11 protein-coding genes are annotated in these 14,708 nt (G+C 45.1%); 7 read left to right on the top strand and 4 right to left on the bottom strand.

Going from position 1 to position 14,708, the window contains the following annotated elements:
* Window positions 1-10 precede the first annotated feature (10 nt).
* The 3 genes from deoA to deoD all read left to right on the top strand — a co-directional run bounded on the left by deoA (window position 11) and on the right by deoD (window position 3,491).
* Window positions 11-1,339: a thymidine phosphorylase gene (gene deoA, locus R7E47_RS12045; protein ID WP_025768209.1), complete on the top strand. Its 1,329-nt coding sequence runs from the start codon at window positions 11-13 to the stop codon at window positions 1,337-1,339.
* 68 nt (window positions 1,340-1,407) lie between these two features.
* Entirely contained in the window at window positions 1,408-2,628 is a 1,221-nt protein-coding gene (locus tag R7E47_RS12040; RefSeq protein ID WP_054700480.1) for a phosphopentomutase, read from the top strand.
* Between the two features lie 143 nt (window positions 2,629-2,771).
* A complete protein-coding gene (gene deoD, locus R7E47_RS12035) occupies window positions 2,772-3,491 on the top strand; it encodes a purine-nucleoside phosphorylase (RefSeq protein ID WP_005380140.1) in 720 nt (239 codons plus the stop codon).
* A gap of 95 nt (window positions 3,492-3,586) precedes the next feature.
* Here the strand turns inward: deoD and R7E47_RS12030 are convergent, their stop codons facing one another.
* Window positions 3,587-4,192, bottom strand: a complete 606-nt coding sequence (locus tag R7E47_RS12030; protein ID WP_005391677.1) for a YtjB family periplasmic protein — start codon at window positions 4,190-4,192, stop codon at window positions 3,587-3,589.
* Window positions 4,193-4,283: 91 nt separating this feature from the next.
* Here R7E47_RS12030 and serB point away from each other — a divergent pair, with 91 nt between their 5' ends.
* The gene (serB, locus tag R7E47_RS12025) at window positions 4,284-5,264 is read left to right on the top strand and encodes a phosphoserine phosphatase (RefSeq protein ID WP_005380142.1); all 981 of its coding nucleotides are present in this window, start codon (window positions 4,284-4,286) and stop codon (window positions 5,262-5,264) included.
* Window positions 5,265-5,327: 63 nt separating this feature from the next.
* Here the strand turns inward: serB and R7E47_RS12020 are convergent, their stop codons facing one another.
* The gene (locus R7E47_RS12020; protein ID WP_005380143.1) at window positions 5,328-7,676 is read right to left on the bottom strand and encodes a PilZ domain-containing protein; all 2,349 of its coding nucleotides are present in this window, start codon (window positions 7,674-7,676) and stop codon (window positions 5,328-5,330) included.
* A gap of 136 nt (window positions 7,677-7,812) precedes the next feature.
* On the opposite strand from R7E47_RS12020, the gene radA reads away from it, so the two are divergent.
* A complete protein-coding gene (gene radA, locus R7E47_RS12015) occupies window positions 7,813-9,192 on the top strand; it encodes a DNA repair protein RadA (RefSeq protein ID WP_005386443.1) in 1,380 nt (459 codons plus the stop codon).
* 215 nt (window positions 9,193-9,407) lie between these two features.
* Window positions 9,408-11,498 carry an elongation factor G gene (gene fusA, locus R7E47_RS12010; RefSeq protein WP_005386444.1) on the top strand — a complete coding sequence of 697 codons (2,091 nt, stop codon included), beginning with the start codon at window positions 9,408-9,410 and terminating at the stop codon, window positions 11,496-11,498.
* Between the two features lie 118 nt (window positions 11,499-11,616).
* Here the strand turns inward: fusA and R7E47_RS12005 are convergent, their stop codons facing one another.
* A complete protein-coding gene (locus R7E47_RS12005) occupies window positions 11,617-12,564 on the bottom strand; it encodes a LysR substrate-binding domain-containing protein (protein WP_005391685.1) in 948 nt (315 codons plus the stop codon).
* A gap of 97 nt (window positions 12,565-12,661) precedes the next feature.
* Here R7E47_RS12005 and R7E47_RS12000 point away from each other — a divergent pair, with 97 nt between their 5' ends.
* The gene (locus R7E47_RS12000; RefSeq protein ID WP_005380156.1) at window positions 12,662-12,871 is read left to right on the top strand and encodes a DUF1127 domain-containing protein; all 210 of its coding nucleotides are present in this window, start codon (window positions 12,662-12,664) and stop codon (window positions 12,869-12,871) included.
* 68 nt (window positions 12,872-12,939) lie between these two features.
* Here R7E47_RS12000 and R7E47_RS11995 read toward each other — a convergent pair whose 3' ends face one another.
* Window positions 12,940-14,631 (bottom strand): AMP-binding protein, encoded by a 1,692-nt coding sequence (locus R7E47_RS11995; RefSeq protein ID WP_031779037.1) that lies wholly within the window; start codon window positions 14,629-14,631, stop codon window positions 12,940-12,942.
* Between the last annotated feature and the right edge of the window lie 77 nt (window positions 14,632-14,708).

Raw genomic sequence — 14,708 nt, 5'->3', positions numbered from 1 at the left:
GGAGGCACTAATGTATTTACCACAAGAAATCATTCGTAAAAAACGTGACGGTGAAGTACTTACCGCAGACGAAATCAACTTCTTTATTCAAGGCGTAGCGAACAACACGGTATCTGAAGGTCAGATTGCGGCGTTTGCTATGACGATTTTCTTTAATGAAATGACCATGGATGAGCGCATCGCCTTAACGTGTGCAATGCGTGATTCGGGCATGGTTATCGACTGGAGCCACATGAACTTCGGTGGTCCAATTGTCGACAAACACTCAACCGGTGGTGTGGGTGACGTAACTTCTTTAATGCTTGGCCCAATGGTGGCAGCGTGTGGCGGTTTCGTACCTATGATCTCTGGCCGCGGTCTTGGTCATACAGGCGGTACGCTGGATAAACTTGAATCTATCCCTGGTTACAACATTACGCCGAGCAACGATGTTTTTGGTCAAGTAACCAAAGACGCTGGTGTGGCGATCATCGGTCAAACTGGTGACCTTGCTCCTGCGGATAAGCGTGTTTACGCGACTCGTGATATTACCGCAACGGTAGACAATATCTCCCTGATTACGGCGTCGATCCTTTCTAAGAAACTGGCGGCGGGTCTGGAATCGCTAGTGATGGACGTAAAAGTGGGTTCAGGTGCATTTATGCCAACTTACGAAGCGTCTGAAGAGCTAGCAAAATCAATCGTTGCGGTAGCAAACGGTGCTGGCACTAAAACTACGGCAATTCTTACGGACATGAACCAAGTATTGGCGTCTTCAGCGGGTAACGCAGTGGAAGTTCGTGAAGCGGTTCGTTTCTTAACGGGTGAATACCGTAATCCTCGTCTACTTGAAGTGACCATGGCTTCATGTGCTGAAATGTTAGTACTTGGCAAGCTTGCTGAGAACACAGAAGACGCACGCGCAAAACTGATGGAAGTGCTGGATAACGGCAAAGCGGCTGAGTGCTTCGGCAAGATGGTTGCCGGTTTAGGCGGCCCTGCGGACTTCGTAGAAAACTACGACAACTACTTAGAAAAAGCAGCAATCATTAAGCCAGTTTACGCAACAGAAACGGGCATTGTCTCTGCAATGGATACACGTGCTATCGGCATGGCTGTGGTTGCTATGGGTGGTGGTCGTCGTGTTGCTACTGATGAAATCGACTACGCAGTTGGTTTCGACGAGTTCATCCGCCTAGGTGAGGTCGCAGACAGTGATAAACCTCTTGCGGTCATCCACGCTCGCACTGAAGAGCAATGGGAAGAAGCGGCAAAAGCACTGCGCAGTGCAATCAAAGTAGGTGGTGAATACACACCAACTCCAGAGGTTTACCGCCAAATTCGTGCAGAAGATATCTAATAGAACAAGTAATTACACAAGGCCTACTCAACCATAATAAAAAGCCGAGTGGGCCTAAGGAACGAGCAATGAAAAGAGCATTTATTTTAGTACTAGACTCATTCGGTATCGGTGCAACTGCCGATGCTAAAGAATTTGGTGATGTAGGTTCAGACACACTAGGTCACATCGCTGACCAATGTGACAAAGGCTTAGCAGATAACGACAATCGCCAAGGTGCACTTCGCCTTCCAAATCTATCGAAACTTGGTTTGGCAATGGCGCATAAAGAATCGACAGGTCGCTTCGCACCTGGACTAGACGCAGACGCTGAAATCATTGGTGCATACGGTCATGCAGCAGAGCTTTCTTCAGGTAAAGACACGCCGTCTGGTCACTGGGAAATCGCAGGTGTTCCTGTTCTGTTTGACTGGGGTTACTTCACTGACAAAGCAAACAGCTTCCCGAAAGAATTGACTGACCGCATTCTTGAGCGTGCAGGTCTTGACGGTTTCCTAGGTAACTGTCACGCGTCTGGTACTCAAGTTCTTGACGATCTTGGTGAAGAGCACATGAAGACTGGCAAACCAATCTTCTACACGTCTGCTGACTCTGTATTCCAAATCGCATGTCACGAAGAGACTTTCGGTCTAGACCGTCTACTAGAGCTTTGCCAAATCGCACGTGAAGAGCTAGAAGATTACAACATTGGTCGTGTTATCGCGCGCCCATTCGTTGGTGCTGGTAAAGGTCAATTTGAGCGTACAGGTAACCGTCGTGATCTTTCTGTAGAGCCACCATCAGCAACGGTTCTTCAGAAGCTCGTTGATGAGAAGCAAGGCAACGTGGTTTCTATTGGTAAGATTGCTGATATCTACGCAAACTGCGGCATCACTAAGAAAGTGAAAGCGACAGGTATCCCTGCATTGTTCGAAGCAACGCTAGAGCAAATCAAAGAAGCGGGCGACAACACGATCGTATTCACTAACTTTGTAGACTTCGACTCAGCTTACGGTCACCGTCGTGACGTAGCGGGTTACGCAGCGGCACTTGAGTACTTCGATGATCGTATCAACGAAGTGCTAGAGATTATGGAAGAAGACGATGTGCTTATCCTAACGGCAGACCACGGCTGTGACCCAACATGGCCAGGTACTGACCATACTCGTGAGCACATCCCAGTATTGGTTTATGGTCAAAAAGTACCAGCTGGTTCTCTTGGCCGCCGCGAAACATTCGCAGATATCGGTCAAACATTGGCAAGTTACTTCGGTACTTCTCCAATGGATTACGGTAAGAACTTCCTATAATTAGTTAGGTTTTTGAAAACTAGGAGCTTGATAGCTCCTAGTTTTATGTTTGCAGTATGTAAATGCTGCTTGTCGGAAATGAGAATACTCTGGCTTATATCGCCTTAAGCGCGGAGCGCTAGAGAAAGGTTAAGGAAAAGAAAATGGCAACTCCACATATCAATGCTGAAATGGGTGCATTTGCAGACGTCGTACTGATGCCTGGTGATCCACTACGTGCAAAATACATCGCAGAGACTTTCCTTGAAGATGTCGTTCAAGTGTGTGACGTTCGTAATATGTTTGGTTACACAGGTACATACAAAGGCCGTAAGATCTCGGTAATGGGCCACGGTATGGGTATCCCATCATGCTCGATTTACGCGACTGAACTAATCAAAGACTTCGGCGTGAAGAAAATCATCCGTGTTGGCAGCTGTGGCGCAGTGAATGAAGACATCAAAGTGCGTGATGTTGTGATCGGCATGGGTGCATGTACTGACTCTAAAGTGAACCGTATCCGCTTTAAAGGTCATGACTTCGCGGCAATCGCAGACTACAACATGGTTCGTGCGGCAGAAGACGCTGCAAAAGCTCGCGGTATTGACGTTAAAGTTGGTAACCTATTCTCAGCAGAGCTTTTCTACACGCCAGATCCAGAAATGTTCGATGTAATGGACAAGTACGGCATTGTTGGTGTTGAAATGGAAGCGGCTGGTATTTACGGTGTTGCGGCAGAATACGGTGCAAAAGCTCTGACAATCTGTACGGTTTCTGATCATATCAAGACTGGCGAACAGACTACATCTGACGAGCGTCAAACGACATTCAACGACATGATGCTAATCGCACTAGATTCAGTATTGCTTGGTGACGAAGAGTAAGCGACGAAGAGTCATTCTATTTTTCGCTCTCAAGAGCTAAAAAAACAGCCCACACATTGCGGGCTGTTTTTATATGAGTTGTTAGCGCTACCTAGTTACTTGGTTAGCAGCAGGTTTGGCGCTTTTTTACGACGTATCGGTTGTCGACGTAAAATCAAGATGAACAACATACCACAGACAAAGCTCATTAAGACCATCATGTACATATAACGATCGCTCTTGCGATAGTGGTGGTCAGAAATAGCCGTCACCCGGCCCGTCTCAAAGGTCACGCGAACAAAACCGATAAGCGCACCATCTGCAAAAACTGGTTCAACCAACTGCTGGCGACCAATGGAAGCTGTTGCCAAAGGCGTATCCAGGCCAAGAACTTCGCGTACCGATAATGCCTCTTCACTAGACGCTAAACGTACACCCTGTGCATCGTAGATTGTTGCATCAAACACTAAACGGTCTTGTGCTAGCTGGTTTGTTAGCTGAAGTAATCGTTCTTGATCTTTAGTTAAAATCATCTCACTGGCAGAAAGAGACGCCTGTGAAATCAAAACTTTGGTGAGCGTTTCAAGCTGTTGTGCTTGAATTTTCTCATTACCCTTACTGATCACAACACTGTTTTTTATTGTGATAAACAACATCACACACAGTAGGATTAGTGCCAGAATTCTTAGGGCATTCCTTACTGAGAACAAAGATTCACTCATGCTCTTTACTCATCCATTTAAAATAAAACAAAGACTTGCCTTTTTAGTTTGTTGAGGTAACGTTTTAGCAAAGTCATAAGGGATTATATACATGGACGCGTCAAAAAGCTTGCCTATCAGAAAACATACGACACTTTTAAAACGATTACCCGAGACTCGATTTGCCTCCCAATTAGATAAAGCAAAAGCAAACTGGATCGTATTTGCTGAGTACCTTTCGCCAAGTCACTTCGAAGACATTGATTTCTTCACCGGCTTTTACAACCCAATACTAGAAACGTGGAAAGTTGGCCAATATGAAGTAGCCCTGATGGCCGGAGAGTTGACTCCTCAACATGAAACGATCTTACAAAGTCTCAACCTAGATTACGCCTCGCTTAATGAAGTGCCCGATCTATCAACTCAAGGGTTGATTGTATTTGATATGGATTCAACGGCGATCCAGATAGAGTGTATTGATGAAATCGCGAAACTGGCAGGAGTAGGGGATGAGGTCGCTGAAGTCACTGAACGTGCCATGCAAGGTGAGCTGGATTTTGAGCAAAGTTTACGTCAGCGAGTTGGTAAGCTCAAAGGTGCCGATGAATCAATTCTTGAACAAGTTCGTTCCCAGTTACCATTCATGCCGGACTTTGAAGCGCTAATTGCGACGTTGAAAGCCTTGGGCTGGAAAACAGCGATTGCCTCCGGTGGTTTTACTTACTTCTCTGATTACATCAAAGATAAAGTCGACTTAGACTTTGCTCGCTCCAATCAATTAGAAATTATTGACGGCAAACTCACGGGTAAAGTACTTGGCGATGTGGTAACGGCGCAGATGAAGTCTGACATTCTAGTGGAACTGGCGGATGAATATGAAATTGAGCAGCACAACACGGTTGCTGTCGGTGATGGCGCTAATGATCTTGTGATGATGTCGGTGGCAGGATTAGGGATTGCGTATCACGCAAAACCAAAAGTGGAAGCTCAAGCGCAATCAGCGATTCGCTTTGCAGGGTTGGGCGGTGTGCTCTGTATTTTATCTGGCGCATTGGTGAAGCAGCAAAAGGTCAGCTGGAAAGCTAAACCTTAACCATCCATTCAAAAACACCGCCAGAAAGGCGGTGTTTTTTTTCAATTTGGTATGACTTTGAATTTACTCGGTTAACTCCAATCTAATTACAACCTCTTCAGTAATGTCTTCAAATTCACTGTAACCAACGAGCGCTGTTAACTCTTTTTCTAACTTGCTCGCTTGATGTACGCCAAATTGGGTTAAGTCACTTAAATCTTGTTGCAGTAATGATGTCATCGGATCGAAAATTGGCGCAGTAGAAAGGCGAATCACGTAAAAGTCACCCATCATTCGCGCTTTCTTTATAAATTGAATCCGCTCTTTTACGCTGTTGAACTCTTGATGAAGCTTTGACTCAATGCCTGTAATTTTATTGCCTACTTTTGCGGCGCTTATGTAGATATCCTGATGTCTGGCTTGAGCACCTTCTACACGTTTTATTGGCTCTGCGATTAATGTGCTTGTCCGACCTTTAAAGATAGGTTCAAGTGACAACAGTTGGTCATGCCCAAGACGGGCAAAAAGCTCAATGTGTTTAGGTAGCGGCAAGTTCACCCCGATAACGGGGGTTTTGATTGAAGATGACGTACTCTTACTGATAAAAATGGGCGTGCTCAGCGTACGCGAGAGCAACATGCAGTGCAGCCTTTCAAGTAGAGCATTACTTGGTAGCGTCTCTTTTTGCGGGATTAGCTTGTCTTGATTGTGCTCGATAATGCTGTTGAAAAAAGCGATTACCTTCATGGTTTGGCTGCTTTCATCAATAACTAGCTGCACGCTACAACCGTCTGGGCTTACACGAATTACTCGGTATGGCACCGACATTAACGGCAATTTTTTATCGTAGAGTTGTAATTCTCGAAAGTTGATTCTTACCTCTTGCCCAGAACGTAACATCGTAGGCTCACTTAGCCTAATTCCGAGTCCTCGTTTGGAAAGGTCAACAGTACAGCCGCCTGTTTTAGTTTGTCCTGAGTACAACTCTAAAGGTGTTTTAAAACGATAACGAGGCTCTTTTCGACGAGACTTTGCATCAAAATAAATGCCCTTTGGATTGCCGATAACTCTTCTCGGATGACGAAACGCGTTTAACGTATTAGCGGGTAAGCGCGGCTTTTCAGTTAGCAGGTAATCCTGCCCTGATTTTTCGTCAGCAATTTCTTGCAAAATACCAATATGAGTCAGTGATTGAGACGTTTCTGCTAACTCTGGAGAGAAAGCTGCTAGGTCTTCCTGTTCTTGCTCAGATAGTTCAAAGATTGAAATTCTAAAGGCGCGCCAACTCTCTCGTTTGCCACCTAAATGCCAAAATAGCTGGCGCTGTTCGCGAGTTGCTTCAGGGCGAAACATCGAATAGAAATAGGTTCGATTCTCGTGCTCGTGAGTAAATGAATAAAGGACATTGGTTGTTCCTTTCACACCAGGCTTAATGAGTGACGCGATGCGTTGCTCGTTGAATAAGGAACCAAACATTTGCTGGTTTCTCTCATCGTGCCAGTATTGCCAAAGCTTTTGATTGTTTGGCGTTAACATTGCTAATTTTAGGTCACTACCATCAAAGAATAGAGGCAAGCTGCTGGTGTGCTTTAGTGCGATGTGCTCATAACCGCGAGTTCGAGCTCGAATAATCTTGTCTTGATTGTCGTGACGAGCCCTTTTAGCAGCACTGTTGAGCGCTTCATCTATCACTCTGGTGACGACATTGGTGTCAGTTAAGCGTATGGTTCTGAGGTATCGAACTGAGTCATTTTCGTAACAGTCATCAACCGCGAGTATGCGGTATGCAAGCGGTTTCTCTATACCTGCAACGTTAGATTTGCTGGCAAATTCAGTAAACGTGACCTGAATAATTTCCCCAAGGTTATATTTAAATGCGCTAGGGACTTTGAACTTTGCGCCAGAGCTAGATAAATCAATGCTTAATCCATGAAGAAGCTGTCCTTTAGAACGGCAAATTTCAACTTGAGATTGGACTTTCAAGCGTTTTTCTTGGCGCTTTAAATCGTAGCCTAGGTGAACGGGTTCTGCTAAGAACGGGCTTTTAGGATCCGTTAACGATTGCGTTTTTTGCTGAGTAAGGCGCTTGCTCATTACGCGAAAGTTATTTCGCGTGTTGACCAATGCTTCCCACATTCCTTCCGTGTAGCAGCCAAACTTTTTGATGTTTTTATGGTAAGCGTTGAAAGCAACATCATCCAACCAATGTGGAATGCCATCCAAAATATACTCGCGACATTCGCCTTGAACGCGACCTCGCAAATCAATGCTTTTTTTGCATGGAGCCATTAAGCGGTTAAGTTCCATTTTAACCAAAATTTTGGCCGAAGGCGGCTCTTCCTCGGTCAGTTGGCCAAGGACAAAGTCAAAGTCATTCGTACCGTAAACGGGAATGAGTCGTTCTGCGAGCGAGAGAATTTCAGATTGCTGCATTATTTCTGTTAGAGTATGTCGTTACTTTAAATTGTATCGGCTAAGCGAAGTAATACTTAAGTATATCAATAGTTCATTTCAGTTCAGGTCTGACTTGGCTGTGCTTAGTCACATTTGTAGAAAAAATTGAGGCATCATGGCGAAAGCAAAACGAGCGTATGTTTGTAATGATTGTGGCGCGGACTTTCCCCGTTGGCAGGGGCAGTGTAACGCATGTGGTGCATGGAATACGATAACAGAAGTACGTATCGCTGCATCGCCAACCGTTGCTCGCAATGAACGCTTAAGCGGCTACGCTGGTTCCGCAACAGAAGCAACGGTTCAAACGCTATCCGAAATTGATCTGCAAGAAGTACCTCGCTTCACCAGTGGGTTTAAAGAGCTTGACCGCGTCTTGGGTGGTGGTGTTGTGCCAGGTGCCGCAATTTTGATTGGTGGTAACCCTGGTGCAGGTAAATCAACCCTTCTGTTGCAAACCATGTGTAGTTTATCTGCGCAAATGCCAACGCTTTACGTAACCGGTGAAGAGTCGTTACAGCAGGTGGCAATGCGTGCTTCCCGATTGGGCTTGCCGAAAGATCATTTAAAAATGCTATCGGAAACGAACGTCGACAAAATTTGCCAAATCGCCGAAAAAGAGCAGCCTCGTATAATGGTAATAGACTCGATTCAGGTGATGCACGTTTCTGATGTTCAATCGTCGCCTGGCAGTGTTGCTCAGGTACGTGAATCTGCGACGGCTCTGACACGATACGCAAAACAGAATAATGTTGCGGTATTTATTGTTGGTCACGTAACAAAAGATGGTACCCTTGCGGGCCCCAAAGTTCTTGAACACATTATCGACTGTTCGGTACTACTCGATGGTGGAACGGATAGCCGATTCCGCACTTTGCGTAGTCATAAAAACCGTTTTGGCGCTGTGAATGAGCTTGGTGTCTTTGCAATGACAGGCCAAGGATTGAAAGAAGTGAGTAACCCATCAGCGATCTTCCTTTCTCGTGGTGAAGAAGAAACATCAGGCTCTTCCGTCATGGTGGTTTGGGAAGGCACGCGCCCTCTGCTAGTAGAGATTCAAGCGCTGGTGGATTACTCGCAGTTAGCCAACCCTCGTCGTGTTGCGGTCGGCTTGGAGCAGAACCGCCTATCACTTTTGCTCGCGGTGTTGCATAAGCATGGTGGCTTACAAATGGCAGACCAAGATGTCTTTGTTAATGTGGTTGGCGGTGTTAAGGTGACGGAGACGAGCGCTGATCTTGCTTTAGTTATGGCGCTTTTATCGAGTTTTCGTGACCGTCCACTCCCTAAAGATGTGGTGATTTTTGGTGAGGTAGGGCTTGCGGGCGAAATCCGTCCAGTGCCAAGTGGGCAAGAGCGTTTGAATGAAGCGTTCAAACATGGTTTCAAGAAAGCCATCGTGCCAGCAGCCAACATGCCGAAAGGTGGCATCCCTGGCATGCAAATTCACGGCGTTAAGAAATTGTCGGAAGCTATAGAGGCTTTTGACGAGCTGTAATGCTCATAAGAATGGTATTTGTGCAATCACAAACTGTTCTATCCGTCCTCAATAAAATGCGAATAAAGTACATAAATTGCTGTGTTTGACTATGCTTTGGGGACGGAAATTTCACGTTAAAATTTTTTTTCTTCCATCCGCACGCAAGGGTATCAGTATTGACAGAATGTGATATACTCTGCGCGCACTTTATACCTTATTAACAGAGTAAGACAATGACTGATTTATCAAAATACAGAAACATTGGTATTTTTGCTCACGTAGACGCGGGTAAAACTACCTCTACAGAGCGTATCCTAAAGCTAACTGGTAAGATCCATAAGATCGGTGACACTCACGACGGTTCAACTACTACTGACTTCATGGAGCAGGAAGCTGAGCGTGGTATCACAATCCAGTCTGCAGCAACAACTTGTTTCTGGAACGATCACCGTCTAAACATCATCGATACTCCTGGACACGTTGACTTCACTATCGAAGTTTACCGTTCTCTAAAAGTACTTGACGGTGGTATCGGTGTATTCTGTGGTTCTGGTGGTGTTGAGCCTCAGTCAGAAACTAACTGGCGTTACGCTGACGAATCACACGTATCACGTCTGATCTTCGTTAACAAACTAGACCGTATGGGCGCAGATTTCTACAAAGTTGTAGATCAAGTACAGAACGTACTAGGTGCTACACCTCTAGTTATGACTCTACCTATCGGTATCGAAGAAGATTTCGTAGGTGTTGTAGACGTACTAAGCCAACAAGCTTACGTATGGGATGAGTCTGGCCAACCAGAGAACTACGAAGTTCAAGATATTCCAGCAGACATGGTAGAAAAAGCTGCTGAATACCGTGAAATGCTAATCGAAACTGCTCTAGAGCAAGACGAAGATCTAATGATGGCTTACCTAGAAGAAGGCGAAGAGCCATCTCTAGAAGACATCAAACGTTGTATCCGTAAAGGTACTCGTGATCTAGCATTCTTCCCAACTTACTGTGGTTCAGCGTACAAGAACAAAGGTATCCAACTTATTCTTGACGCGGTAATTGATTACCTACCATCTCCAACAGAAGTTGATCCACAGCCTCTAACTGATTCAGAGACTGGTGAGCCAACTGGTGAAGTTGCGACTGTATCTGCAGACGAGCCACTACGTGCTCTTGCATTTAAGATTATGGATGATCGCTTCGGTGCTCTAACCTTTATCCGCATCTACTCTGGTAAGATGAAGAAAGGTGACACAATCCTTAACTCTGCAACTGGTAAAACAGAGCGTATCGGCCGTATGGTTGAGATGCACGCGGACGAGCGTAACGAGATCGATTCAGCACAAGCTGGTGACATCATCGCTGTAGTTGGTATGAAGAACGTTCAAACTGGTCACACTCTATGTGATCCTAAGCACGAATGTACTCTTGAGCCAATGATCTTCCCAGATCCAGTAATCTCTATCGCAGTTAAGCCTAAAGATAAAGGCGGTTCTGAGAAGATGGGCATCGCGATCGGTAAAATGGTTGCAGAAGATCCATCATTCCAAGTTGAGACTGATGAAGATTCAGGCGAAACTATCCTGAAAGGTATGGGTGAACTTCACCTAGACATCAAGGTAGATATCCTTAAGCGTACTTACGGCGTTGAGCTAGAAGTTGGTGCTCCACAGGTTGCTTACCGTGAAACTATCACTCAAGCAATCGAAGATAGCTACACGCACAAGAAACAGTCTGGTGGTTCTGGTCAGTTCGGTAAGATCGACTACCGCATCAAACCAGGTGAGCCAAACTCTGGCTTCACGTTCAAATCAACAGTTGTTGGTGGTAACGTACCTAAAGAATTCTGGCCTGCAGTTGAGAAAGGCTTTGCGTCAATGATGGAGCACGGTGTTCTAGCTGGCTTCCCTACTCTAGACGTTGAAGTTGAACTATTCGACGGTGGTTTCCACGCAGTTGACTCTTCAGCTATCGCTTACGAAATCGCAGCGAAAGGTGCATTCCGTCAGTCTATGCCTAAAGCTGGCGCGCAACTTCTTGAGCCAATCATGAAAGTTGACGTGTTCACTCCAGAAGATCACGTTGGTGACGTAATCGGTGACCTTAACCGTCGTCGTGGTATGATCAAAGACCAACAAGCAGCGTCTACTGGCGTACGTATCAAGGGTGATGTACCTCTATCAGAAATGTTTGGTTACATCGGTACTCTACGTACTATGACTTCTGGTCGTGGTCAGTTCTCTATGGAGTTCTCACACTACGCACCATGTCCAACAAACGTTGCAGAGCAAGTAATTGCTGACGTTAAAGAGCGTAACGCTAAGAAGTAATTCTTAAGTTAACTCTATAACTTGAAAGCCCCGCTTAGTGCGGGGCTTTTTGTATTTAGCAGTCTTATACGCAGAGCGTGTTTGTTTTATTCCTATTTAGCGTTTGTTTTGACGATTGTTATGATGCCGTTCTAGTACTGTTGCCTTTTAGGTCAATGGTCCTAAAGTCTGGTACCACTGACTTTTCAAATATTTCTATTTCTTCCTTCAACCATTGCGCAAACAATTGAGCTTTAGGTCTTTTTAAGTAGCCTTTTGGCGCACACAAGTAATACGCAAAGTTGGGCTTGATAGCGATATCTCCAATTCGGACCAATTTGCCAGAACGAAAATATTGATGAGCTAAACTGTGTTTTACTAATGCCACGCCTTGAAGTGATAGTGCAGCCTCAAGCACGAGATGTGATCCACTGTATTTTAAGGTAGGCTTTGCTGCGCAGTGACCCAAGGTTGCTAACCACATATTCCAATCAAGATCAGGCCAAACATCTTCAATCAGCTCAGCTTTGCTTAAATCCTCGATGTTATAGATCCCGTGCTCTTTCTGGTACACCGGATGACAAGCTGGATAAAAAGCTTCGTCCATTAGCCATTGTGATTCTAAATTGGGGTACTTTCCTAAACCGTAACGAACACATAAATCTATCTGGCTATCTTGAAAAGACACCAAATCATTGGTTGGTTCTAATAGCAAGGCGATATCAGGGTGACGCTGACGAAAAGCCGTAATTTTCGGGACTAACCAATGATGAGCGAAAGAGGGGAGTGTTGATATCGAAAGGTGGTTCGGGTTTGGATCTTGATTGACTAATCTTACCCCTTGCTGCAAATGAGCAAACCCTCTTTCTGCCTGACTAAACAGTAGCTCTCCCTCTGGTGTGAGCACGATTTTTCTGTGCTGACGAACAAATAGGTCCGTGCCTAAGAACTCTTCTAAATGACGAATTTGCTGACTAATGGCCGCTGGCGTAACAAACAGTTCTTTTGCTGCCGTTTTAAAGCTTCCTTCCTTTGCTGCAACGAAAAAGTAATACAAGCTTTGTAAGGGAGGCATTCGATCTTTCACATTAGTTTTCCTTAACTCTATGGCAGATTCTATCGCTTGAGGTTATCAGCGTAGTCGCTGATTATTAAGTGGTCAACATTGTATAGGGATCTTTGAAATGGAAAACATGACACACACTTGTGAGCGTACTATACCTACTGCCCATCAGAGCGGGTTACAGTTAATTTATTCTAAACTGGCGGCTTGGAGAAGGAACTATAAGACACGTCGTCACTTGAGAGAGTTACCAAAGCACCTTTGGGACGATATTGGATTAGGTGAAAGGGAGATTAGTTGTGAAGTGAGTAAGCCATTCTGGAGAGAGTAGTCTATGAGTTTGATTCAAGCTCAAAGTTAAGTTGCACTCCCCAATGGTGTTGAGGAGTGCAAGCAAAATTACAAGTCTTCTTCCCACACGACCAATTCATCTTTTGGCCAATTGTGGCCTATCTCATGATACTTTTGTTCGAGCACATGACGTTTAATTTTAAGCGTTGGCGTCAGTACGCCATTTTCTATACTCCAAGGTTCTTTAATCATTAACACACCTTTGATTTGCTCATGAGAGGCGAGTTCTTGATTCATCCTGGCAATAACTTTACGTGTGGTACGTGCGTATCGCTCTCGATCAAAGTTAGGGAAGTCATGTGGCACAACCAAAAGAATCGGAGCGGGTAGCCCTAAACCGATGAGACACATCATCTCTACGCGACTGTACTCGAAAAGCTTTTTCTCGATAGGTACCGGAGAGACAAATTTACCTTTGGCGGTTTTGAAGTTATCTTTTTTACGGCCTTGAATCGTTAGATAACCATCTGAATCGATAGCGCCGATATCGCCTGTGTGTAGCCAGCCCTCTGAATCAAAAGACTCTTGGGTGGCAATATCATTTTTGTAGTAGCCAGAAAATAGCCCTTTGCCACGCACCATGATTTCATCATCGGCTGCGATTTTTAACTCAATGCCTGGCCCTGCATTACCGACACTACCAATTTTGTCAGCTCTAAATGGGTAGTTGAGCGTGCTGTAGGCAAATGATTCCGTCATCCCCCAAGCCTCTGTGATATCAAGGCCCACTGAGTGGTACCATTCCAACAGCGCTGGCGAGACAGGTGCAGAGCCACAGCCTAATACTCGAGCCTGATCTAAACCTAGACCATCTGCTAGCTTTTTCTTGATCAAAGAATTGACGAATGGGATTTTCAACAGAATATTGAGCTTCTTCTGTGGAAGTTTGTCTTGAATACGTTGCTGGAATAGCGTCCATAATCGTGGGACGGAGATAAACAGAGTTGGTCGGTGCATCTTCACATCTTCGATAAAAGTGTCCAGTGACTCTGGAAATGCTGTTGGCACGCCACCCATAATCGATGAACCGAAGATATAAACACGCTCTGTAATATGAGCGAGCGGTAAATAAGAGAACAATCGGTCGTTTTCTTGGATACCAATATGATTGATCAGTTGCTGAACAGACCAACTGAATGCGCCGTAAGTTAGCATCGCGCCTTTCGGTAACCCTGATGTGCCTGAGGTATACACCAACGACATTAGCTTGTCATCGTAATGCTGCGGACGCTCTTCACTTGGCACTGCATCAGCAATGAGCGCTTGGTATTCGTGCTTACACTTAGGTGCCGTGTCATAAGGTAGAGCGATGCTAATGAGTTCAGGCATAGCATCAATGACTTGCTGAGTTGCTTTGGGATCATCGAGTTTTCCGCCAATGATCGCTTTACTTTCACTATGAGTCACACAGTATTCGATGGTGTCTGCACCGGCGGTAGGAAAGATTGGCACACTGACATAGTCACCAAGCATCATAGCAAGATCGCAAATAAACCATTCTGCACAGTTTTTAGATACTAACGCAACTTTGTCGCCAGGCTTTACACCAAGCGAGCGTAGTGCGCTGACAAGTTTTAAGGCTTGATCTGCAACATCAGAGAATGTGTACTCAACAAACTGTCGGTTAATAATTTGTTTTAGGTAGACCTCATTTGGACGCTCTTGAGCCCATTTGAGGATCATTTCATTTGGTGGTGGGAGAGCGCAACCAGCAGCGCTATTTAGATTCGGCTGATTCATTTTAAGTGACTCCATGTCTTCTCATTGTATTTATAATTGTTAACGCATTGTTAACTTTAGCATGTTAAATCGCGACA

This window comes from Vibrio sp. Vb1026 (assembly GCF_033338745.1).
Taxonomy (GTDB): Bacteria; Pseudomonadota; Gammaproteobacteria; order Enterobacterales; family Vibrionaceae; genus Vibrio; species Vibrio alginolyticus.
Note: the sequence above shows the minus strand (reverse complement) of the source record. Positions and strands in the feature narration are given on the sequence as shown.

What these genes read in the sequence shown, in the direction of transcription:
- deoA (WP_025768209.1), top strand. Translation starts at nt 11, where the DNA reads ATGTATTTACCACAAGAAATCATTCGTAAAAAACGTGACGGTGAAGTA.
- R7E47_RS12040 (WP_054700480.1), top strand. Translation starts at nt 1,408, where the DNA reads ATGAAAAGAGCATTTATTTTAGTACTAGACTCATTCGGTATCGGTGCA.
- deoD (WP_005380140.1), top strand. Translation starts at nt 2,772, where the DNA reads ATGGCAACTCCACATATCAATGCTGAAATGGGTGCATTTGCAGACGTC.
- R7E47_RS12030 (WP_005391677.1), bottom strand. Translation starts at nt 4,192, where the DNA reads ATGAGTGAATCTTTGTTCTCAGTAAGGAATGCCCTAAGAATTCTGGCA.
- serB (WP_005380142.1), top strand. Translation starts at nt 4,284, where the DNA reads ATGGACGCGTCAAAAAGCTTGCCTATCAGAAAACATACGACACTTTTA.
- R7E47_RS12020 (WP_005380143.1), bottom strand. Translation starts at nt 7,676, where the DNA reads ATGCAGCAATCTGAAATTCTCTCGCTCGCAGAACGACTCATTCCCGTT.
- radA (WP_005386443.1), top strand. Translation starts at nt 7,813, where the DNA reads ATGGCGAAAGCAAAACGAGCGTATGTTTGTAATGATTGTGGCGCGGAC.
- fusA (WP_005386444.1), top strand. Translation starts at nt 9,408, where the DNA reads ATGACTGATTTATCAAAATACAGAAACATTGGTATTTTTGCTCACGTA.
- R7E47_RS12000 (WP_005380156.1), top strand. Translation starts at nt 12,662, where the DNA reads ATGGAAAACATGACACACACTTGTGAGCGTACTATACCTACTGCCCAT.
- R7E47_RS11995 (WP_031779037.1), bottom strand. Translation starts at nt 14,631, where the DNA reads ATGAATCAGCCGAATCTAAATAGCGCTGCTGGTTGCGCTCTCCCACCA.